This window comes from Klebsiella sp. AqSCr, from assembly GCF_008452795.1.
In the GTDB taxonomy this organism is placed as follows: domain Bacteria; phylum Pseudomonadota; class Gammaproteobacteria; order Enterobacterales; family Enterobacteriaceae; genus Klebsiella; species Klebsiella pneumoniae.
Genome location: NZ_MJDM01000005.1, coordinates 3,310,798 through 3,331,907 on the forward strand (window position 1 = coordinate 3,310,798; position 21,110 = coordinate 3,331,907).

A 21,110-nucleotide genomic window follows, 5' to 3' on the forward strand; every position below is an offset into this window, starting at 1 on the left:
GCCTGCCAGCCACACACTGAATGGATAAGGACCGGGAAATGACGGCGAAGTATCTGCAAATCGCGCGGGAAATAAAAAAACGCATCATCAGCCAGCAGTATCCTGCCAGCGCGCCGCTACCCGACCAGTTTGCGCTGGCGGCGGAGTTCAGCACCAGCCGGATGACCATCCAGCAGGCGATGCGCCAGTTAATCGTCGAAGGGCTGATCTATACCCGTAAAGGGCAGGGCACCTTTGTGCGGAAAAATTTCCTTCAGCTGTCGCAGTGGGAGCTGCCCGGCAGCGACTATTTCGGCGCCACCAAAACCTGGGAGCATCTTGGCGAGGTGCAAAGCGAAGTGGTGCGCTTTGCGGTGCGCTTTCCCAGCGATAAGGAGCAAAGTTCGCTGCTTATCGACGCCGATGCCCCGGTGTATGACTTTGTTCGCCTGCGGCTGCTCAACGGCGAGCCGGTATCCCTGGATCTGACGGTCATGCCGGTGGGGCTGGTGCCGGGGTTAACCAAAAGCCATCTGGAAGGTTCCGTGTTTCGCTATGTGCAGGAGACGCTGGGGCTGAAGCTGATGGGATCTTACCGCGTGGTGCGGGCGATGAAGCCCGGGGAACTGGATAAACAGCATCTTCACTGCGAACCGACCGATCCGGTGCTGGAGGTGGAGCAGGTTATCTATCTGGAGGATGGCACGCCGCTGGAGTACGCCCACTGCCATTATCGCTACGATCACGGCGGGATTATTCTGGTGAATAACGGCTAGGCCGGGGCTCCTGCTGGCGCTGCGCATAGCGGGGTTACGGCGTGGTAGGGTTTGGTAGCCCGGGCGAGCGTTAGCCGCCTCGAGGGAAAATGCCGATAAAAAAACGGCGGGCATCAGGCCCGCCGTTTTTCTTGTCAGCACAACTTAGTTCAGACGCACCGGCATACCGGAGCGGTTCTGGATAGCCTGCTCAACCACGTTCTGATCGACATCAGACTGGCTGGTAACTGCCTGTACCGGCTGAGTCAGGGTGATCGGCACGATCTCGCCGCCCTGGAACTGCGCTTCGGTGGTCGACAGCGGGTTGTGCACCTCGATGTAACGGCTGCCGTCCGGCTCGGTGGTCGCTTTTACCGGCTCATCGATAAACTGTACGCGGGTGCCGACCGGCACGTTCTCAAACAGGAATTTGATGTCATCGTTACGCAGACGCACGCAGCCGTGGCTCACGCGCAGGCCGATACCGAAGTTAGCGTTGGTGCCGTGGATGGCGTACAGACGGCCGATATACAGCGCGTACAGCCCCATCGGGTTATCCGGACCGGCCGGTACGACGGCGGGCAGCGGGTTGCCGGCGGCGGCGTATTCAGCATGCATTTTGGCGGTCGGTGTCCAGGTCGGGCCGGCCTTCTTGCGTTCGACTTTGGTGGTCCAGTTGATCGGCGTATCTTTACCTAACTGGCCGATACCGATCGGCAGAACGATCACGGTATTGGTGCCTTTCGGGTAGTAGTACAGACGCATTTCCGCGCTGTTGATAATGATCCCTTCATGCACGGTATCCGGCAGAATCAGCTGCTGAGGGATGTTCAGGACGCTACCGCCCTTCGGCAGGTAAGTATCCACCCCCGGGTTGGCTTCCAGCATGTTGGAAAGCCCCATCTGATATTTCGCCGCGAAGTATTCCAGCGGCTGTTTGTTATCATCCGGAATGGTAATGACCTGATTCTGACCAACCAAACGGCTGCCATCGGTTGGCAAAGGATAGGTGACAGCAGACGCTGTATTGCAAAAGCCTACGATGGCGAAGGCTGCCGCTAAGAGTGTAGATAATTTCATAGTCTTTAATGTCGTGTGCGAAATCAACGCCACACAGGCCTTTGTTAATGATTGAGACAGTAGATGGGAGCGCATTATATGTGCATTCCGCTGAACAGGTAAATCAGATGTGTACGAAATCACATTTTTTTCCCTGTCGCCTCGGCTGCCGCGGTCCGGCAGGCGGCCGAAGCATCGCTCGCCGCGCGGGAAACGGGCGGTTACTCTTCCAGCAGCCGGGCCTGCAGCGCGGCGCGAACCGGCGCCGTAAGCTGGTACTCTGCCGCCAGCCAGGCGTCGACGGTGCCATAGCGCTGGTGAATAGCCGACAGCGCGGCGGCGAGATAGGACTCTTTTACCGTCAGAATATCCGCCAGGCTTTGGCGCCCCTGGGCAGTGAGGTCGTTGCCGAGCAGCTCCAACATCCAGGCCTCCACCTGCGTCAGCATGCCGTGGGTAAGGAGATACTCCTCCATCACCGTTTCGCTGTCGCAGCCGACGGCGAACAGCGTTAACGCGCAGCCGACGCCGGTACGATCTTTGCCGACCGCGCAGTGTTGCAGTAAAGCGCCTTCAAAAGGCGTGGTCAGCCAGGCGGCGAGCTGGCGATAGGCCGGGTTGTTAAACGGCAGCTGGCGGTAGAGTTGCAGCATAAACTGCTCGCCGTTCAGCGCGTTAAGGGTGGCGGCATTCAGCTCGGTGACCTTCGCATTAACCTCGCTCACCGGCGGATTGGCCGGCGCGTTGAGATAATGGGTAAGCGGGCTAAGCTTGTCCGGAGTACGGGCTACCTCTCCGGGGTCGCGATAGTCGAGCACCCGGCTGAGCGGCAAAGTATCGAGGTGGTTGAGATCCTCCGCCGTTAACCGGTTTAGCGCGCCGGATCGCAATAGCTTGCCGCTGCGGACGCGGCGTCCGTCGGCGGCAAGCTGGCCGCCCAGGTCGCGAAAATTGATGCCGCCCTGCAGGGATAAAAAAGCCGGGTGTCGCGATAGGCTGCTGGTCATGGGACTCCTTATAAATACGTACAGAATAACCGTTTGAGCGCGGGTTTCCGGCTCATCTGACAAAGACCTTAGCACAAGCGCCGCGGTGGAATTTACCGTAGGCCGTGAAAAGTGTGTCATTTGCTGGCATAATGTCTGCTGTATCACACCCCTCATACTCTTTTTTCAGGATATCCCCGTGCTAGTATCCAGCAACGTTACCATGCAGTTTGGCAGTAAGCCGCTGTTCGAAAATATCTCCGTTAAATTTGGCGGCGGCAACCGTTATGGTCTGATCGGCGCCAACGGCAGCGGTAAATCGACCTTTATGAAGATCCTCGGCGGCGATCTCGAACCGACGCTGGGCAACGTTTCTCTCGACCCGAACGAGCGCATCGGTAAGCTGCGTCAGGATCAGTTCGCCTTTGAAGCGTTCACCGTGCTGGATACGGTCATCATGGGCCACGGCGAGCTGTGGGAAGTGAAGCAGGAGCGCGATCGTATCTACGCCCTCGCTGAGATGAGCGAAGAAGATGGCTACAAAGTGGCCGACCTGGAAGTCAAATATGGCGAAATGGACGGCTACTCGGCGGAAGCGCGCGCCGGCGAACTGCTGCTCGGCGTCGGCATTCCGGTTGAACAGCATTATGGCCCGATGAGCGAAGTCGCGCCGGGCTGGAAGCTGCGCGTCCTGCTGGCGCAGGCGCTGTTTTCCAATCCGGATATCCTGCTGCTCGATGAACCGACCAACAACCTGGACATCGACACCATTCGCTGGCTGGAGCAGACGCTGAACGATCGCGACAGCACCATGATTATCATTTCGCACGACCGTCACTTCCTGAACATGGTCTGCACCCACATGGCGGATCTCGACTACGGCGAGCTGCGCGTGTATCCGGGCAACTACGACGAATACATGACCGCGGCCACCCAGGCGCGTGAGCGTCTGCTGGCGGACAACGCCAAGAAAAAAGCGCAGATTGCGGACCTGCAGTCCTTCGTTAGCCGCTTCAGCGCCAACGCCTCTAAATCGCGTCAGGCCACCTCGCGCGCGCGCCAGATTGACAAAATCAAGCTGGAAGAGGTTAAAGCCTCCAGCCGTCAGAACCCATTTATCCGCTTCGAGCAGGATAAGAAACTGTTCCGTAACGCGCTGGAAGTGGAAGCCCTTACCAAAGGCTTTGATGAAGGTCCGCTGTTCAAAAACGTCAACCTGCTGCTGGAAGTGGGCGAAAAGATCGCCATTCTGGGCGCCAACGGCGTGGGTAAATCCACCATGCTGAAAACCCTGGTAGGCGAACTGCAGCCGGACAACGGCAGCGTGAAATGGTCTGAAAACGCGCAAATCGGCTACTACGCGCAGGACCATGAGTACGAGTTCGAAAACGACCTGACGGTCTTCGAATGGATGAGCCAGTGGAAGCAGGAAGGCGACGACGAGCAGGCAGTACGCAGCATCCTCGGCCGTCTGCTGTTTAGCCAGGACGATATCAAAAAGCCGGCGAAGGTACTTTCCGGTGGCGAGAAAGGGCGCATGCTGTTCGGTAAGCTGATGATGCAGAAGCCAAACATCCTGGTGATGGACGAACCGACCAACCACCTGGATATGGAGTCGATTGAATCGCTGAACATGGCGCTGGAGATGTATCAGGGCACCCTGATCTTTGTCTCCCACGACCGTGAGTTTGTCAGCTCGCTGGCGACCCGCGTCCTGGAGATCACTCCGGACCGCGTGATCGACTTCAGCGGCAACTACGAAGACTACCTGCGCAGCAAAGGTATCGAGTAATCCCTGTCCGTTACCCGGGTAGCGGCTACGCCTTACCCGGGCGACACGCGGTGCCGTTTTTTTGTCGGGTGGCGGCTAACGCCTTACCCGACCTATAGTTCTTGCGACCTGCCTTTAATGTCTTCACCGCGCTGGCTGAAACTGCCGGTGTTGGTGGCCTCAAAATCGCTGAGACGTTCCCGGAAGGCCGGGGCAGCCCGCATGGATGCGGGCTGAGGGCCGTGTTTTGCACGGACGCTGCCTCGGCCCGACCCGAAGCCTGCAGGGATAAGTCGAAGGTACCACGAAGTGGCGATTTTGGCGGCCAGAGCCTGGGGGTACAGGGGGCGGCGGCGACTGGCCGCCCCCTGTGCGCTCCCGGCGCCATGAGAGACATAACGCAGAAGAAATATCGGGAGCGCAATCTGCTCTGAAATAATAAAAAACAACTGTTTTTCCCGGACCAAAACCGTTGCAAACCGAGAACAGTAACCAAGGTCCGTACGGCCTGCTTTTAATTTATTTACCATGCTGGCTGAAACTACCGGCCTATGGTCAGAACCTCCACTCCGTTCCTTCAACGCCATTCACCAGCAGCTTACGCTTTTCTCCTACCGGTAATGACAGCTTCAGCGCTTTCCAAGCCGGGCGATAGTTGCCGCGGGCGTTGATATCCAGGTTTATGCTGCTGGCGCTGCAGGTCATTTCCCACTCCAGCCATAGCGCATCCCCCTGTTTATAGCCCCAGCTTTCGCCGTCGTCTTCAAACAGCAGACCGCGGGTTGAGCCGGTACCTTTCAGCGGGAACAGCTGCAGTTCGCGACGATCGTCTTTTTGCGCATCGACATGGCTGATACGTTCACTAAGCGGCAGACCAGCGCCGGCGCGGACCAACAGCGGCAGTTTTTCCAGCGGCGCGTCCAGCGTCACCCACTGGCCGCCGGCGAACCACTGATGGCTGTAGAAATCGTACCAACCGGCCTGATTATCCGGCAGCCATACTTCACGCTGGCGGGCGCCCGGCTCGACCACGCTGGCCACCAGCAGGTCGCGGCCCAGCAGGAAGTCATCGCATTCGGCGAAGGTCTGCGCATCGTGCTGGTGATCGAGGAAGGTCGGGCGCAGCATCGGCTCATCATCAGCATGCGCCTGCCATAGCAGAGTGTACAGATAGGGCAGCAGGCGGTAGCGCAGCTCAATGGCTGAGCGGATCGCCGGAGTGATGGCCGGATACATCCATGCTTCGTTTACCGTCTGGTCGTCATTCCACGAGTGAATGGTAAAGCGCGGATGCATGACGCCATTTTGTACCCAGCGCACAAACAGTTCCGGCTCGGGTTTATCGCCGGAGAAACCGCCGACGTCGTGGCCGACGTTAAACAGCCCGGAAAGGCTCATCCCCAGGCCCATGCGGATGTTATAGCGCAGCGTATCCCAGTTGGTGCGGTTGTCGCCGCTCCAGGTCTGGACGTAGCGCTGCATCCCGGCGCAGCCGGAGCGGGAGATCAGATATGGGCGCTTTTGCGGCGCAAAGCGCTGCTGGGCTTCCAGCGAGGCGCGCATCATCAACAGCGGCATCACCGGGCGAATATGTTTGATGGCGATTTCGCGGCCAAAGCCGTAGCAGCGGGCTTCGCCGTCCCATACTTCGTATTCGTTATTATCGTTCCAGGTCGAATCGATGCCCATCTCCAGTAGCTGGGTGGTCACGCCTTCCTGCCACCAGGCCACGGTTTGCGGATTGGTGAAATCGAGATGCGACCCTTCATCATCCCAGAAGCTGGAACGCTCCGGAGCGTCAGTTTGCGAATCGCGAATGAAGAGACCGCGCTCCGCCACCTCGCCGTAACGCGGGTGATCCTGCAGCAGGCACGGTTTGATATTGGCGGCCAGCTTCAGCCCGGCATCGTGAAACGACTGGCTCATCACTTTGGGCTGCGGCACCTTGTCGTAGTTCCAGTTAAAGACGTAGCGCTTGCCGTTGATTGAGGTATAGCCGGAAGAGAGCTGGAACGAATCGCAGGGGATCGCGTGCTGCTCGCACAGGCGGATAAAGTTCATCAGCTGATTTTGCGCATCCGGCGCGTCGGTATAGTGCATGGTGGAGCCGCTGTAGCCGAGGCTCCATTTGGGTCCAAACAGCGTTTTACCGGTCAGGCGAACGAAGGCTTTGGTCACATCCAGCACCTGCTTACCGGTAAACAGGTAATAATCGATGTCGCCGGCTTCCGCCTGCCAGCGGCGATAGGCGGTGTGGTAGTTGTCGATCTCGTTCCCCAGATCCAGCCAGCAGCTGCTCAGGTTGTCATAGAACAGGCCGTAGCTGATATCGCTGCGCTGGGTGATGGTGAACGGAATATGTTTATATAACGGATCGGTGCTGACGGCGTTGTAGCCCATGGCATCGAGGTTACGCATCTCATAGCGTTTACCGGTGCGCTGCAGGTCGCCGGCCTTTTCGCCCAGGCCGTAGAAACGCTCGTCTTTGCGGCGGCTCAGATAATGGGCGACGCCGTCGCCGTGGGCATTCGCCAGATAGGCGCTGGTCGGACGGTCATTGGCAAGCCGCTGCCATTCGCCGGCCTCGTCGCGATAGCTCCACTCCAGCCACAGCGGCTGGTGAACGGTGACGCGCAGCTGGCGGGTGGCGATAGTCAGCGTATCGCCCTCCTGGGCCAGCTGCCAGGCCGGGAGACTAAAACCGCTGAGGTCATCCCGGGCGCGGCCTTCCCACGGCACATCCTGCTGCGGAGCGATGCTCCAGGTGCGATCCAGCGCCAGCTGGCCCTGGCGTTTTAGCAGGACGCGGAACAAATTCTCTTCCAGTACGTACAGGCACAGGGTGTGCTGGCCATCGACCGTCAGTTCAACGTGATGCTCCAGCTGTTGATGCAAACTCCAGTGTTTCAGCGTCTTCATATCTTACATCCACTCTCAGGCGCGCTTGGCGCGACGTTCAGCAATAAATGCCACCAGGAAAACGGCGCCAATCAGGTCAAAGAATCCCATGGCGATAAATAGCGGGTTGAAGCCGATTTTGTCGGCGGTCACCCCGATTAATAACGAGAACAAGAAGCTGGCGATCCACGCTGCGGAGCCGCGCATACCGTTGACCGTCGCCATTTGTCCCTTGTCGAAAGACTCCACCACCAGCGCGCTGAGCATGCAGGAGATGATCTGATGGCCGAAGCCGCCAATGGAGATCAGGATGATGGTGATATAGGGATCGCGGGTGATGGCGACGAGGGCCAGGGAGAGCATCAGGAACGCGCCGGTTACCGAGCTGGCGATCACCGAGTTCACTCGCGTACAGCCGAACCAGCGAACATACAGGCGGGTGAGGTAGCCGCTGACCACGCTGCCGAGATCGGCGGCGAGAAACGGCAGCCAGGCAAACATGGCGATCTGCTTCAAATCCATGCCGTGCTCTTTCGCCAGGTACAGCGGCACCCAGAAACTCAGCACCGCCCAGGCGGGCTCGGCCATAAAGGCGGGAATGGCGATCCCGTAGAAACGTTTATTTTTCGAGACGGTTTTGAGCGCGGTAAAGAAGGGCTGTTTTACCGGCGGGGCTTCGTTATCCTGTTTGATGTACTCCAGCTCGCTTTTGCTGAGATTGGGGTGCTTTTCCGGGGTCTGATAGAAGGCCCACCATAGTACTACCCACAGTAGCGCCAGCGCGCCGGTAAACATAAACGCCCCTTGCCAGCCGAAGGAGGCGTGGGCGAAGTAGATGATCGGCGGGGCCAGCATCGCGCCGATGGAGAACCCAACGCCAGCCCAGCCGGCGGCAATCGGGCGTTCAGATTTCGGAAACCATTCGCCGATGGTTTTGGCGTTCGCCGGAGTAGCGGCCGCCTCGGCCCCACCCATAAAGAAGCGCAACATAGCCAGGTGCAGCCAGCTACCGGCCCCGGCGTGGGCGATACAGGCCAGCGCCCACAGGGTGGCGCAGATCATAAAGCCAAGCTTCAGGCCGATGACGTCGATAAGCCAGCCGCACAGCGGCTGGAAAATCGTGTAAGCCAGCTGAAACGCGCCGACGATCCACGAGTATTGTTCGGTAGTAATGCCGAGGGTCGCTTTTAGTTCCGGCGCGATAATTCCCAGCGAGTTGCGTGTGATGTAGTTGACGGTAACGCCAAGTAAAAACAGGACCAGCACCCACCAGCGCAGGTTTTTCACTACCCGGCGCGTTTTGCTGACGGCGATATCATTGTTGAGGCCTTGACTCATAGCACACTCCACAAGACGTTTGTAGGGGAAAGTGACGGTCTCACTCCCTGAGTGGTCACGTAGATTTATTAACTATTTGAATAGTCTATTTTTAATCTCAACATCATTGGTATAACTAGTATGGGAGATGTTGGACCAATTCAGGCTAGGGTAGAAAAATCGTCTGGCAAAGCGCTATTTATGCAAGTTTTTTCATGAAATGAGCGAGATCGCATATTTGACAGCGGAATTTGCTTGTAACGTGTGCTTTGGTGATTATGAAAATTCTTTCATTTTTCAATCGGAGCTGGATCACAAAATGGATAAAAAGCTGCGCGTCGCCGAAATTGCCGCCCGCACCGGGCTATCGCCCAGCACCGTTTCACGCGTCCTGGCCGGGAAAGCGAATACCAGCGACAAGGCGCGCCGGGCGGTGCTGGACTGCGCCCGCGAGCTGGGTGTCATGCAGGGGTTGGCCGCCGGGCGTCTGCTGCTCAATCATCTGCTGGTGTTTGCCCCGCAGCGCGCATTCGATGAGCGATCGGATATCTTCTACTACCGGGTGATCCAGAGTATCAATAACGCGCTGGCGGCGCATGAAGTGCGCCTGCGCTACTGCGCGCTGGATGAGAACGACAGCGACGCCAACCTGTTTCTTGCCCGCATGAATGAACCTGAGACCCAGGCCGCGGTGCTGCTGGGGATCGACGATCCGCATATTCATGGCCTGGCGGCGGATCTGGGCAAACCCTGCGTATTGATCAACTGTCGGGATGAAGGGATGCGGCTGCCGTCCATCGCTCCCGATCATCGGCTGATCGGCCAGTGCGCGGCCCGCTATCTGTTTGATATGGGGCATCGGGCGGTGATGAACGTGATGTGCCTGCGCCGCTATACCATGGAGCTGCGGCTGGGGGGGATTCAGGAGGCGTGGCGCGCGCGTAATCTGCGCTTTACCGCCAGCCGGGATCTTATCAGCGTCGCCAACTTTAGCGCCAGAGAGACGGAAGAGCAGGTGGGCACCTGGCTTGACGGCTTACAGGGCAGGCCGTTGCCCACCGCCTTCCTGGTGGGCGGCGATTTTATGGCCGCCGGCACCGTCAGCGCATTGCAAAAGCGTGGCCTGCGGGTGCCGCAGGATGTCTCGGTGATGAGCATTGACGGATTTAATCTGGCGGCGATTCAGGAGGTGCCGCTGACCGCGGTGCATGTGCCGCGGGATGAGCTGGGCAGCGAGGCGGTGCATCTCCTGCAGCAGCGCCTGCTGCGCCCGGAGGCGCCGCACGGCTCGCTACTGCTGCATGGCACGCTGGTGGTACGCGATTCGGTACGGCGGATCCGGCCGGGCAAAGGCCATACCGCCGTCGAGCCGCAGGGGCTGTATGACGATTAGACCGGCATACCCAGCGCCCGTTTGCCGTGGATATTCAGATCCTCCAGGGTGAAGCGCCCCTGCCAGCTGGCTTCATAGTCCTCGCGCGGGAAATCCCCCGGCGAGGCGCCTTTTTCCAGGGCGATTTTTACTTTCTGCGCGTAGGCGAGGTTCTTCTCGCACATCGGCGCGGCCGGAATGTACATCACATTTCCCCAGCCCTGCTGATTTTCCACCGGCGCCACCGAGTGAATGATGTCGCAGTGCCACCAGACGGAGTCCCCGGCATTCAGCGCTGGAATCGAGCTTAACGCTTTAATCAAGAGCGGGTGCCACTGCTCAGAGATCGGCAGCACTCTGCCCGGCGCGACGCCGCACAGCTCATCTTCCGGCACATCGTCGAGCAGGGGGCGCAGTAGCACATAAGCCATCGCCTCCGGGATCGGCACCACGTGCAGCAGCCCCTGACCCGGGATCATGTCCGACAGCGCGGTCCAGCCCTGGAAGGTGCGGAACACCGAGCATTTGGTGGTGTTGTCGACGGTATACTCTTCCACTTCGGTACGGTGCGCGGCGTCCCACGGGTCGTAGGCGTCGATATTGCCATTAAAAACGTTGGCGAAAACCTGCTGATAGGCGGGAAGCAGCCAGCGCTCCAGCGCGCCGGAATCGGTATGCGCCCCCAGCCCCTTCGAAGTGGTTCCCGGCGGGCGGCGGCGGATGCGGTCGGGATAGATCACGCTGACGTCCGGATCGAACCAGCGTTTGCCATTCTGTTCAAAACGCCACAGGCGGTTGAGGAAAGATTGCACTGCCGCCATTTCATCGCTCTGCCGCGCCTGCATTTGCGAGGGCGACCAGTAGATCGGGTAGATCTCCGGGCGCGAAGCCTCCAGCGAACCGAAGAAGCTGTCGCCAGGCCCTTTGTAAACATCGTCGAAATGGTTGCGATCCAGATATTCCAGCATCGCGGTATCCCACGCCAGCGCCTGTTCGCGTGGGAAGTGGCCTTTAATCACCGCGCAGCCCCGGCGCTTAATGGCCGCGCGCTGCTCATCGCTCACTGTTCCTTCGGCGATATCGCGGAACGGAACGGTTGGCCAAACCTCCTGGCCTGCGGCTTTCAGTGTCTCAATCTCCTGCAGCCGCTCGCTGATGCGCGCTGAGAGCTTATCGAACACCGCCTGGACGTCGCCAATTTGCGCCCGCAGGGCCTGTTTCATCTGGCGAATCGCCGCTTTGTGATCGGCGGGAAGTGTTTCGTGGGTCGGGAGAGCAGCCATAATAACCTCGCTGTATCTTTCATTCGAAAGTATAAAATCTTACAAACGTTAATTTAAGTTAAAATGGAGTTAATGCAAGTTTAAAATCTTGCTGCGGCGCACAAAATGGAAAACCGGGGCGCGATGCCCCGGCGAAGGGTCAGGCGTTGAAGGGCGGGATGTTATCGAGGACGGCCTGGATAACGTTCAGCGCGCCGTCATGGTTATTATCGTCGGTAGCGTAGCCGGCGATGGCCTTGATGCTGTCGGCAGCGTTACCCATGGCGAAAGCGTATTTCACCAGCTTCAGCATTTCGGCGTCGTTGCCGCTGTCGCCGATGGCGACGCATTGCTGCGGCGAAAGATCCCAGCGCTTGAGCAAACGGCTGATGCCGTTGGCTTTATGCAGGCCAGGGATAATCAAATCGACAAAGCCAAAGCCGCTGGTGACCGGCTTCATGATGCCGTCGAGCGACACGTGCAGTTTATCAATCAGCTGTGGGATCTCGCTGTCCGGCAGGTTGAGAGAGAATTTAAACAGCGTATCGTCGATGGCGTGATAGTCGCTCACCCGCTGTAGGCGATGGTAGTGCTTCGACATCAGCTCAACAAAGGCGTCCGGAGCTTTATCGCTGACGTAGGCGCTCTGCAGGCCGCAGGCGACAAAGTTGAGCTGCGGATCTTTGAGCAATTCGCCAATCACCACTTGTGATTCGTGGCGGGTCAGTTCGCCGTGGAACAGCTGCTTGCCATGTTCATAAACCAGAGCGCCGTTTTCTGCGACGAATGAAATCTGCTCGCGAATTTCCGGGAAAAATGAGATCAGCTGATAGTACTGATTGCCGCTGGCGACAACGAATTCAATACCTTGCTGCCTGAGCTGCGCAAACTGGGCGAGGAAACGCGGGCGGTCGTACTGCTTGGCGTCATTGAGAAAAGTTCCGTCCATATCGGTGACGATAACTTTAACGGTCATAAGAGAGTGCTCCTGGCTTAACTTCGACCAGTAACATTCTAATTACAATGTGATGAGGAGCACAAATTTATTTCGAATGAAAGTTCACGCATTCAGAAAATGCCGGAAGGGCATGTCTTTTCCGGCCTGCAGAACAGGGTTGGCCCGCTAAGCATAGCGCCAGCGGGCACGAAGGATTACAGCGTATGTTCGGTACGGGCGATGATATCGTCCTGGGTATCCGGCGACAGGGCGGTGAAGAACGCCGAGTATCCAGCGACGCGGACCACTAAATCGCGGTACTGGTCAGGATGTTTCTTGGCTTCCAGCAGCGTGTCGCGCGACACGATGTTGTACTGGATATGCCAGCCTTTGTGCACCTCGAAGAAAGTGCGCAGCAGCACCATCAGCTTCTGCTTATCGGACTCGTTCTCCAGCGTTGACGGATTCAGCTTCTGATTAAGCAGCACGCCGCCGAGGATCGCCCCGGTCGGCAGCTTGCCCACCGAACTGATAACCGCCGTCGGCCCCAGATGGTCGGTACCGGAGGCCGGGCTGGCCCCCTCCGCCAGCGGGGTATGCGCTTTACGGCCATCCGGCGTCGCCATGGTCTGCGCGCCGAACGGGACGTTAGCGGAAATAGAGGAGGTGCCAGCGTAATAATTGCCGCCAATCGGGCCGCGGCCATAGCGCGGGTTGTGATACTGCTTCAGCTCGTCGATATAGGTCTGGTAGGCCCGCGCCAGCAGTTGGTCGACGCTGTCATCATCATTACCATACTTCGGCGCGCCGTTGATCAACCGCTGGCGCAGCTGCTCGTGGGTCAGACCGTCGAAATCTTCCGCCAGCGCCTTCGCCAGCTCCTGCTGGCCGATGGCGCCCTGATCGAAGACCAGTTTTTTCACCGCCGCGAGGCTGTTGCCGAGGTTGGCGATACCCACCTGCAGGCCGGAAACCCAGTCATACTTCGCGCCGCCTTGCTTAATGCTTTTCGCCCGTTCGATGCAGTCATCGACCAGCGCCGAGCAGAGAATATCGTGGACGTTCTCTTCCAGCATGGTATCGACCACGTACTCAATCTCGATGGATTTACGGGTGTAGTAACGAATCTGGCGGTCCCAGTCGGCTAGCACCTGATCGAAGTTAGCGAAGTTGCCTTTCGACAGGGCGTGCTCCTGCGGCAGGAACACCTGACCGCTGGTGGCATCGCGGCCGCCTTCCAGCGTCGCCAGCATCACCCGCGCGAAGTTAATAAAGCTCATGCCGGTGCAGCGGTAGCCCCACTTACCGCCGACCGCGGTTTCGATACAGCCGATAGCCGCGTAATCGTAGGCGTCCTGCGGCTCAATGCCCAGCTTAATGAATTCCGGGATGACGATTTCATCGTTGTTAAACGCCGGCATGCCGAAACCGCAGCGGATCACCTGGACGCAGGCGTCTAGGAAGTCGTTGCTCATCCCGGCGTGGTAGCGCACGCTGAGGTTCGGCTGGGTAGAACGCAGGCGACCGCAGGATTCCAGGATCGCATACGACAGCGGGTTGACCGCGTCCTGCGGCTTACCATCCACCAGATTCTGGCCGCCGATGGTGACGTTCTGGTATAGCGGGCTGCCGGCAGAGGCTTTGGAGTGCGAGCCGGAACGGATCTTATTGACCTCCAGCAGCTTCAGCCAGCAGCTGTGCAGCAGCTCAATGGCCTGTTCGCGATCCAGCGACTGTTGCAACTCAACGTCGCGGCGGTAGTACGGGTAGAGGTACTGGTCCATACGGCCAAAGGATACCGAATGGCCATTGGATTCAATCTGCAGGATAAGCTGAATGAAGTAGCACAGCTGCAGCGCCTGCCAGAAGGTTTTCGGCGGCTCATGGGCGATGACGTCGCAGTTTTCGGCAATCGTCAGCAGTTCGTGGCGGCGTGATTCGCGGGATTCTGCTGTCGCCATCTCGCGCGCCAGCGCGGCGAAGCGTTTGCTGTGATCGCTGACCGCTTCCAGCACGATATCAATCGCTTTCAGGAACTGCTCGCCGTGCAGGTCTTCCAGTACCGTCAAATTGATACGCGAGCGGCGTTCGGCGACTTTCGCACGCATCCCGTCGAGCCCTTTCTCCAGCAGCAAGGGGTAATTGACCGCGAGGTGAGCATCCCCGGAGGTCATATTGCCTTCCGCCTTAATAATGCCGGTGGCGAGCAGCGCCTTTTGCTCATCGGTGAACATACCGTAGCAGCGGTCTTGTACGGTCTGGCCGCGCCACCATGGGCACACTTCATGCAATACGCGTTTATTCTCCTCGCTGACCGAGAAGCCGGCGCCGGGGCGGTCGGCGAGATCGTCGATCTCTTTCTCAATCCAGCTGACGGTGTATTCCGGGAAAATAGGCGCGGCGCGCACTTCGCTGGCCTGGTTACCGACGATCAGCTCATCGTGCTTGATCCAGATGGTGCGCTCCGCCAGGTGGTGAGCTAGCGCCAGCGCGCGGCGCACCGGGATCGGTTTATCGAGATGCCGCTGATACATCTCCGTATAGTGGCGGGCGCGCTCGGTACAGACCGGCGGCTTGACGATATGCACCAGCGCCATTTTATGGGCCTGGATACGGGCGCTGAGGGTGTTGAGCTTCAGGGTAGTCATAGGGTTATCCTCGTAATATCGCCGTTAGCCCCTTGCTTTGCGCATAATCCTGCGCGAAGGCGAGCAGCTCAGGAGCGTCCAGCGGTTTGTCCGGTGCGGTGTAGGGCTGACTGAGTAACTGGTATTTGTTCATTCCCAGCGTGTGGTACGGCAGGTAATGGATCTCGCTGACCTGCAGGCGATCGGCGGCAAAATCGGTGATCGCGGCAATGTCGGCTTCGCTGGCGTTGAATCCCTGGATCAACGGCACGCGAATAATCATTTTTTTCCCCGCCTGCGCCAGACGCTGCAGGTTATCCAGCACCCGGCGGGCGCTGCCGTCGGTCCACTGCTGAAAAACGGCCTCGTCAACGTGCTTCAGATCGGCGAGAAACAGGTCGACAAAGGGTAAAGACGGTTCAATGTATTTCCACGGCACGTGCAGGCAGGTTTCCACGGCGGTGTGAATGCCTGCCTGATGACTGGCTTCGAACAGCGCCTGCGCCAGCGTTGGGTTCATAAAGGGTTCGCCGCCGGAAAGAGTGATGCCGCCGCCGCTGCGATCGTAGAATGGTTTATCACGCAGCACCGTCGCCATGATCTCCTCGACGCTCTTCTCCTCGCCGCACACCGTGAGCGCGGTGGTGGGGCAGCAGTCGCGCAGCGCGGCGATATGGCTGTCGTTAACGTTTTGCCGGTGAATGATCAGGCCATCGAGGGTGCGGGTGATAACCGCCGGCGCCGCCTGCTGGCACAGCTCGCAGCCGGGCAGGCACAGCCGCGAGTCATACAGCAGATCTTCGCTACGGGCGCGGCTCTCCGGGTTCTGGCACCAGCGGCAGCCCAGCGAGCAGCCTTTCAGGAAGACGACGGTGCGGATCCCTGGGCCGTCATGGGTGGAATAGCGCTGGATGTTGAAGATCATGGCTTATCCTCTTGTTTGCGTATGAATATAAAAACACTTTCGAATGAAAGTTATGTTGACGCAAATCAACAAGCGGGATGGGGATAAGTCAGAGAGGAGAAAATAACGAGAGCGGTCACAAAACCACCGGCGACTCTCGTCGCCGGTGTGGGGGTCAGTGCGAGCCGCATACCTCGCACTGCGGGTGACGCATCAGCCTCATTTCGCGAAACTGGCAGGTCATGGCATCGTAGATGACGATTTTTCCGCTGGCAGGGGTGCCGTAGCCGCTCAGCAGCTTAATCGCCTCCATCGCCTGCAGCGAACCGATGGTGCCTACCAGCGGGGCCATTACCCCGGCTTCGACGCAGGTGAGGGCATTTTCGCCGAACAGACGGCTCAGGCAGCGGTAGCAGGGTTCGCCATCCTGATAGGTAAAGACGCTGATTTGCCCCTCCATACGGATCGCCGCTCCGGAGACCAGTGGGGTTTTGTGCTGAAAGCAGCCGACGTTAAGCTGGTTGCGAATGGCGACGTTGTCGGTGCAGTCGAGCACCAGATCGTGATCGGCAATCTGCGCCGCCAGCGCCGCCTCATCCAGCAAGGCATTGAGCGGGACCAGACGGACGTGCGGGTTAATGCGCGCCAGCGCCTCGCGGGCGGAATCCACCTTCGGCTGGCCGAGGGTGGCGTCGCTGTGCAGCGTCTGGCGCTGCAGGTTGGAGAGCGAGACAGTGTCGAAATCGAGCAGGGTGAGCTGCCCGACCCCGGCGGCGGCCAGATACTGCGCGGCGGCGCAGCCGAGCCCGCCGAGGCCGACCACCAGCACGCGAGCGGCTTTTAACCGCTCCTGGCCGTCAAAATCAAAACCGCGCAAGACGATCTGCCGGTTATAGCGCAGCATCTCTTCATCGCTCAGCTCAACGGTCATTACAGCCCCCCAAACAGGTGACTGAAGGGTTCGACCTCGACCCATTCGCCTGCTTCAACATGGCCGCGCTCACGCTCCAGCACGATAAAGCAGTTGCCGAGGCTGAAGGAGCTGAAAATGTGCGAGCCCTGATGGCCGGTGGTGTTCACCACCAGTTCGCCGTCCGGGTTGCGCTGCAGAATACCGCGCTGAAAATCGAGGCGGCCAGGCGACTTTTTCAGGCGCGTGGCGGCGCGGACCCGCAGGCGGGGCGCCTGAAGCGGGCCGTGCTTGCCCGAGAGTTTCGCCAGCAGGGGTTGCACCAGCTGACAGAAGGTGACGGTGGCGGACACCGGGTTACCCGGCAGGCCGCAGAACCAGCTGCTGCTGAGCTTGCCGAAGGCGAAGGGTTTCCCCGGCTTAATCGCCAGCTTCCAGAAGCCGATCTCCCCCAGCTCTTCGAGGATAGTTTTGGTGTAATCGGCTTCACCCACCGAGACGCCGCCTGAGCTAATGACCACATCGGCCTGCTGGTCGGCGGCGATAAAGGCGTCGCGCAGCTTCGCCGGGTCGTCAGGAATAATGCCGAGGTTAATGACCTCGTAGCCCAACTGCTGCAGCATCAGGTGCACTGCCAGGCGGTTGGTATCGTAAATCTGGCCGTCGCCGAGCGGTTGACCCGGCAGCTGCAGCTCATCGCCGGTTGAGAAGACCGCGACGCGTACCTTGCGCACCACCTCGACCTCGGCAATGCCCAGCGAGGCCAGCACCGGCAGCTCGGCCACCGTCAGGGGTGTCCCCGCCGGGAAGACCACCGCGCCGTGGGCAATATCTTCTCCGCGGCGGCGAATATGCTGCCCGGCTTTTACCGGCGCGATAAAGCGCACGCCGGCCTCGGTCTGTTCAGTCTCTTCCTGCATCACCACCGCATCGCAGCCTTCCGGCACCGGCGCGCCGGTCATGATGCGGATACAGGTCCCCGCCGGCCAGGCGTCGTTGAACGGCTGGCCGGCGAAGGCCTTACCGGCGACCGGCAGCGCCGCGCCGTCGCGAAGGTCGTTCAGCCGGACGGCATAGCCATCCATCGCCGCGTTATCAAAGCCGGGCACGTCCAGCGGGGAGACGATGTCATGGGCGGTCACACGCGAGAAGGCCTGCAACAGCGGTACAGTTTCCGTCGCGTTCAGCGGCGTAATACGATCGAGCATCTGGGCGAGGGCTGTGTCGAGCGGCATCAGTCCGGCGGTAAAATCCATGGGTCACTCCTGCGGGCAAAACAGCGAAAACGCCTATTATGGCAGAAAAGCGGCGCGGGCTGTATGCCACCTGGGTACGAGGCTTTACATCGCCCGCCGCTCTTTCTATATTCAAAAATTGTATAAGACATTCAGCAATATAATGATATCAATACCCTTATTCATGACGTGACCGGCGCCGCGCCGCGGTACGACAGGGCAGGGGCGATCCACTTCATCGTTAAGGACTGGCGAAATGGGCAAGGCGGTTATAGCAATTCACGGCGGCGCAGGGGCGATTTCTCGCGCGCAAATGACGCCGGAGCGGGAGCGAGAGTATGTGGCGGCGCTGTCGACTATCGTCGAAAGCGGGCAGAAAATGTTGGCCGCGGGCGCCAGCGCGCTGGATGCCGTGACCGAGGCCGTTCGGCTGCTGGAGGAGTGTCCGTTGTTCAACGCCGGAATGGGCGCGGTATTTACCCGCGATCAAACCCACGAGCTGGACGCCTGCGTAATGGACGGCTACAGCCTGCAGGCTGGCGCGGTAGCCGGGGTCAAACATTTGCGTAATCCGGTGCTGGCGGCGCGTCTGGTGCTGGAGAAGAGTCCGCACGTATTACTGATCGGCGAGGGGGCGGAAAATTTTGCCATCTCCCACGGGATGGCGCGCGTGGATAACGATCTGTTTTCCACTCCTGAAAGGCTGCTGCAGCTGCAGGAGGCGAAAGCGGGCGGGGAGATTATCCTCGACCACCACGCCGCTCCCCTCGACGAACGCCAGAAAATGGGCACCGTCGGCGCGGTGGCGCTCGATCTGGCCGGCAATCTGGCGGCGGCGACCTCCACCGGCGGCATGACCAACAAACTGCCCGGACGCGTCGGCGACAGCCCGCTGCCGGGCGCGGGGTGTTATGCCAATAATGCCAGCGTGGCGGTCTCCTGTACCGGCACCGGCGAAGTCTTTATGCGCACCCTGGCGGCCTACGATATCGCCGCCCTGATGGAGTATGGGCAGCTCAGTCTCTATTCCGCCTGCGAGCGGGTGGTGATGGAGAAACTGCCGGCTCTCGGCGGCAGCGGCGGGCTGATAGCCGTCGATCGCGAAGGCAACGTCGTTTTACCGTTTAACAGTGAAGGCATGTACCGCGCCTGGTGCTATGCCGGCGATACGCCGACCATTGGCATTTATCGCGAATAGAACAAGGGAGAGGGCGAGTGTCGCAAACTCACGAAACCGATACCTGCGAAGTGCTGGTGGTGCGCAACCTGAACGTGGCGTTCCGCCAGCAGGATGCGCCGGAGGTGCAGGCCGTGCGTCAGCTTTCCTTCAGCCTGCGCCGCGGCGAGACGCTGGCGATAGTGGGTGAGTCCGGTTCGGGAAAATCGGTGACCGCGCTGGCGCTGATGCGTCTGCTAGACGCGGCCAGCAGCGAGGTGAACAGCGAGGGGCTGTGGTTGCGGCGGCGTAACCGGCAGGTGATCGCGCTCAATGAGCAAACGGACGCTGAGATGCGCCGGGTGCGCGGCGCGGATCTGGCCATGATTTTTCAGGAGCCGATGACCTCGCTGAATCCGGTTTTTACCATCGGCGAGCAGATTGCCGAATCCCTGCGCCTGCACCAGGGGCTGGGGCGCGAAGAGGCGCTGCGCGCGGCGAAAAAGATGCTCGATCAGGTGCGTATTCCCCAGGCGGAAGAGATGCTCTCGCGCTATCCGCACCAGCTCTCCGGCGGCATGCGCCAGAGGGTGATGATCGCCATGGCGCTCTCCTGTCGGCCGGCGGTGTTGATAGCCGATGAGCCAACCACGGCGCTGGATGTCACCATCCAGGCGCAAATTCTGCAACTCATTGCCGTTCTGCAAAAGGAGATGGCGATGGGGGTGATCTTTATCACCCACGATATGGGCGTCGTGGCCGATATCGCCGATCGGGTGCTGGTGATGTATCGCGGTGAGGCGGTAGAGACCGGCAGCGTTGAGGAGATCTTTCGTTCGCCGCAGCACCCGTATACGCAGTCGCTGCTGGCGGCGGTCCCGCGGCTGGGGGAGATGCGTGGCCAGGATCTGCCGCGCCGTTTTCCGCTGCCGGGCCAGCCGCTGGCGGAGAGCGAAACGCCCGATACGGTAGTCGCCGGCGAGCCGATCCTGCAGGTGCGTGACCTGGTGGCCCGTTTTCCCGTGCGCGGCGGGCTGCTCAATCGCGTGACGCGCGAAGTGCATGCGGTGGAGAAGGTCAGTTTTGATCTCTGGCCGGGAGAGACCCTGTCGCTGGTGGGCGAGTCCGGCTGCGGCAAGTCGACCACCGGCCGGGCGCTGCTGAGGCTGGTAGAGACCCAGGGAGGCACCATTACCTTCGACGGTCAGCGGATCGATACCCTCGCCGGCGGCAAGCTGCAGGCTCTGCGGCGCAATATTCAGTTTATTTTTCAGGATCCTTACGCCTCGCTTGATCCGCGTCAGACGGTCGGCGATTCGATTATGGAGCCGCTGCGGGTGCATGGCCTGCTGCGTGGGGAAGCAGCGCGTGAGCGGGTCGCCTGGCTGCTGAAGCGCGTGGGGTTGCAGCCGGAGCATGCCTGGCGCTATCCCCATGCCTTTTCCGGCGGCCAGCGGCAGCGGATCTGCATTGCCCGCGCGCTGGCGCTGAATCCGAAGGTGGTGATAGCCGACGAGTCGGTGTCGGCCCTGGATGTCTCCATTCGGGCGCAGATTATCAATCTGATGCTCGACCTGCAGCGCGAGATGGGCATCGCGTTTCTGTTTATTTCCCATGATATGGCGGTGGTGGAGCGCATCAGCCACCGCGTAGCGGTGATGTATCGCGGTCGCATTGTCGAAATAGGCCCGCGCCGCGCGGTGTTTGAAAACCCGCAGCACCCCTATACCCGTAAGCTCATGGCCGCCGTACCGGTGGCCGACCCGGGCCACCGTCATCCGCAGCGGGTTCTGCTGTCTGATGACGTCCCGGGCAATATTTATAAGCGGGGCGAGGAGATCGCCAGCGTGCCGTTGCAGCAGGTCGGGCCGGGCCACTTCGTCGCCCGCGAATCCGCCGATGTGCTGGGCAGAACATAACAACACATAACGCATCTTTTCAG

At 59.8% G+C, this 21,110-nt stretch carries 14 protein-coding genes and 1 pseudogene; 5 read left to right on the top strand and 10 right to left on the bottom strand.

Annotation, left to right across the window (positions count from 1 at the left end):
• Positions 1 to 38: 38 nt before the first annotated feature.
• The gene (locus tag BHE81_RS20225) at positions 39 to 755 is read left to right on the top strand and encodes a GntR family transcriptional regulator (RefSeq protein ID WP_004151705.1); all 717 of its coding nucleotides are present in this window, start codon (positions 39 to 41) and stop codon (positions 753 to 755) included.
• Between the two features lie 144 nt (positions 756 to 899).
• Here the strand turns inward: BHE81_RS20225 and ldtB are convergent, their stop codons facing one another.
• Together ldtB and BHE81_RS20235 are read right to left on the bottom strand one after the other, a co-directional pair.
• Positions 900 to 1,814, bottom strand: a complete 915-nt coding sequence (gene ldtB, locus BHE81_RS20230) for a L,D-transpeptidase (RefSeq protein WP_002895871.1) — start codon at positions 1,812 to 1,814, stop codon at positions 900 to 902.
• 200 nt (positions 1,815 to 2,014) lie between these two features.
• Positions 2,015 to 2,930: pseudogene (locus BHE81_RS20235) on the bottom strand (tyrosine-protein phosphatase).
• 48 nt (positions 2,931 to 2,978) lie between these two features.
• On the opposite strand from BHE81_RS20235, the gene BHE81_RS20240 reads away from it, so the two are divergent.
• Positions 2,979 to 4,571, top strand: coding sequence for an ABC-F family ATPase (locus tag BHE81_RS20240; protein WP_002895876.1), 1,593 nt, complete (start codon positions 2,979 to 2,981; stop codon positions 4,569 to 4,571).
• 534 nt (positions 4,572 to 5,105) lie between these two features.
• On the opposite strand, the gene BHE81_RS20245 is transcribed toward BHE81_RS20240, so the two are convergent.
• Both BHE81_RS20245 and BHE81_RS20250 read right to left on the bottom strand, forming a co-directional pair.
• Complete coding sequence (locus tag BHE81_RS20245) at positions 5,106 to 7,469, bottom strand: glycoside hydrolase family 31 protein (RefSeq protein ID WP_023302137.1); 2,364 nt, start codon at positions 7,467 to 7,469, stop codon at positions 5,106 to 5,108.
• 15 nt (positions 7,470 to 7,484) lie between these two features.
• Positions 7,485 to 8,786 (bottom strand): MFS transporter, encoded by a 1,302-nt coding sequence (locus BHE81_RS20250; protein ID WP_002895884.1) that lies wholly within the window; start codon positions 8,784 to 8,786, stop codon positions 7,485 to 7,487.
• Between the two features lie 241 nt (positions 8,787 to 9,027).
• On the opposite strand from BHE81_RS20250, the gene BHE81_RS20255 reads away from it, so the two are divergent.
• Positions 9,028 to 10,158 carry a LacI family DNA-binding transcriptional regulator gene (locus BHE81_RS20255; protein ID WP_024622866.1) on the top strand — a complete coding sequence of 377 codons (1,131 nt, stop codon included), beginning with the start codon at positions 9,028 to 9,030 and terminating at the stop codon, positions 10,156 to 10,158.
• Here the strand turns inward: BHE81_RS20255 and BHE81_RS20260 are convergent.
• The 6 genes from BHE81_RS20260 to moeA form a co-directional block, all read right to left on the bottom strand.
• Positions 10,155 to 11,420 carry a DUF1479 domain-containing protein gene (locus BHE81_RS20260; protein ID WP_004176744.1) on the bottom strand — a complete coding sequence of 422 codons (1,266 nt, stop codon included), beginning with the start codon at positions 11,418 to 11,420 and terminating at the stop codon, positions 10,155 to 10,157. The two genes, BHE81_RS20255 and BHE81_RS20260, sit on opposite strands and share 4 nt — an antisense overlap.
• 139 nt (positions 11,421 to 11,559) lie before the next feature.
• Entirely contained in the window at positions 11,560 to 12,375 is an 816-nt protein-coding gene (locus BHE81_RS20265; protein ID WP_023302135.1) for a Cof-type HAD-IIB family hydrolase, read from the bottom strand.
• Between the two features lie 176 nt (positions 12,376 to 12,551).
• A complete protein-coding gene (locus BHE81_RS20270) occupies positions 12,552 to 14,984 on the bottom strand; it encodes a formate C-acetyltransferase/glycerol dehydratase family glycyl radical enzyme (protein ID WP_004179127.1) in 2,433 nt (810 codons plus the stop codon).
• Positions 14,985 to 14,988: 4 nt separating this feature from the next.
• Positions 14,989 to 15,888: a glycyl-radical enzyme activating protein gene (locus BHE81_RS20275; RefSeq protein ID WP_004176738.1), complete on the bottom strand. Its 900-nt coding sequence runs from the start codon at positions 15,886 to 15,888 to the stop codon at positions 14,989 to 14,991.
• Between the two features lie 154 nt (positions 15,889 to 16,042).
• Positions 16,043 to 16,798 carry a molybdopterin-synthase adenylyltransferase MoeB gene (moeB, locus tag BHE81_RS20280; RefSeq protein ID WP_004176736.1) on the bottom strand — a complete coding sequence of 252 codons (756 nt, stop codon included), beginning with the start codon at positions 16,796 to 16,798 and terminating at the stop codon, positions 16,043 to 16,045.
• Positions 16,798 to 18,033 (bottom strand): molybdopterin molybdotransferase MoeA, encoded by a 1,236-nt coding sequence (gene moeA / locus BHE81_RS20285; RefSeq protein WP_023300847.1) that lies wholly within the window; start codon positions 18,031 to 18,033, stop codon positions 16,798 to 16,800. Before moeA ends, moeB begins: the two co-directional genes overlap by 1 nt.
• Positions 18,034 to 18,268: 235 nt before the next feature.
• Here moeA and iaaA point away from each other — a divergent pair, with 235 nt between their 5' ends.
• Positions 18,269 to 19,210, top strand: coding sequence for a beta-aspartyl-peptidase (gene iaaA, locus BHE81_RS20290; RefSeq protein ID WP_004147725.1), 942 nt, complete (start codon positions 18,269 to 18,271; stop codon positions 19,208 to 19,210).
• Positions 19,211 to 19,227: 17 nt separating this feature from the next.
• On the top strand, positions 19,228 to 21,087 hold the full coding sequence (gsiA, locus tag BHE81_RS20295) for a glutathione ABC transporter ATP-binding protein GsiA (protein ID WP_004151710.1): 1,860 nt from the start codon (positions 19,228 to 19,230) through the stop codon (positions 21,085 to 21,087).
• Positions 21,088 to 21,110 lie beyond the last annotated feature (23 nt).

Excerpts from the sequence above, each read along its gene's own strand:
- moeB (WP_004176736.1), bottom strand. The coding sequence starts at position 16,798 with ATGACCGTTGAGCTGAGCGATGAAGAGATGCTGCGCTATAACCGGCAG.
- BHE81_RS20225 (WP_004151705.1), top strand. The coding sequence starts at position 39 with ATGACGGCGAAGTATCTGCAAATCGCGCGGGAAATAAAAAAACGCATC.
- BHE81_RS20265 (WP_023302135.1), bottom strand. The coding sequence starts at position 12,375 with ATGACCGTTAAAGTTATCGTCACCGATATGGACGGAACTTTTCTCAAT.
- moeA (WP_023300847.1), bottom strand. The coding sequence starts at position 18,033 with ATGGATTTTACCGCCGGACTGATGCCGCTCGACACAGCCCTCGCCCAG.
- BHE81_RS20275 (WP_004176738.1), bottom strand. The coding sequence starts at position 15,888 with ATGATCTTCAACATCCAGCGCTATTCCACCCATGACGGCCCAGGGATC.
- BHE81_RS20250 (WP_002895884.1), bottom strand. The coding sequence starts at position 8,786 with ATGAGTCAAGGCCTCAACAATGATATCGCCGTCAGCAAAACGCGCCGG.
- BHE81_RS20245 (WP_023302137.1), bottom strand. The coding sequence starts at position 7,469 with ATGAAGACGCTGAAACACTGGAGTTTGCATCAACAGCTGGAGCATCAC.
- ldtB (WP_002895871.1), bottom strand. The coding sequence starts at position 1,814 with ATGAAATTATCTACACTCTTAGCGGCAGCCTTCGCCATCGTAGGCTTT.
- BHE81_RS20270 (WP_004179127.1), bottom strand. The coding sequence starts at position 14,984 with ATGACTACCCTGAAGCTCAACACCCTCAGCGCCCGTATCCAGGCCCAT.
- BHE81_RS20260 (WP_004176744.1), bottom strand. The coding sequence starts at position 11,420 with ATGGCTGCTCTCCCGACCCACGAAACACTTCCCGCCGATCACAAAGCG.
- iaaA (WP_004147725.1), top strand. The coding sequence starts at position 18,269 with ATGGGCAAGGCGGTTATAGCAATTCACGGCGGCGCAGGGGCGATTTCT.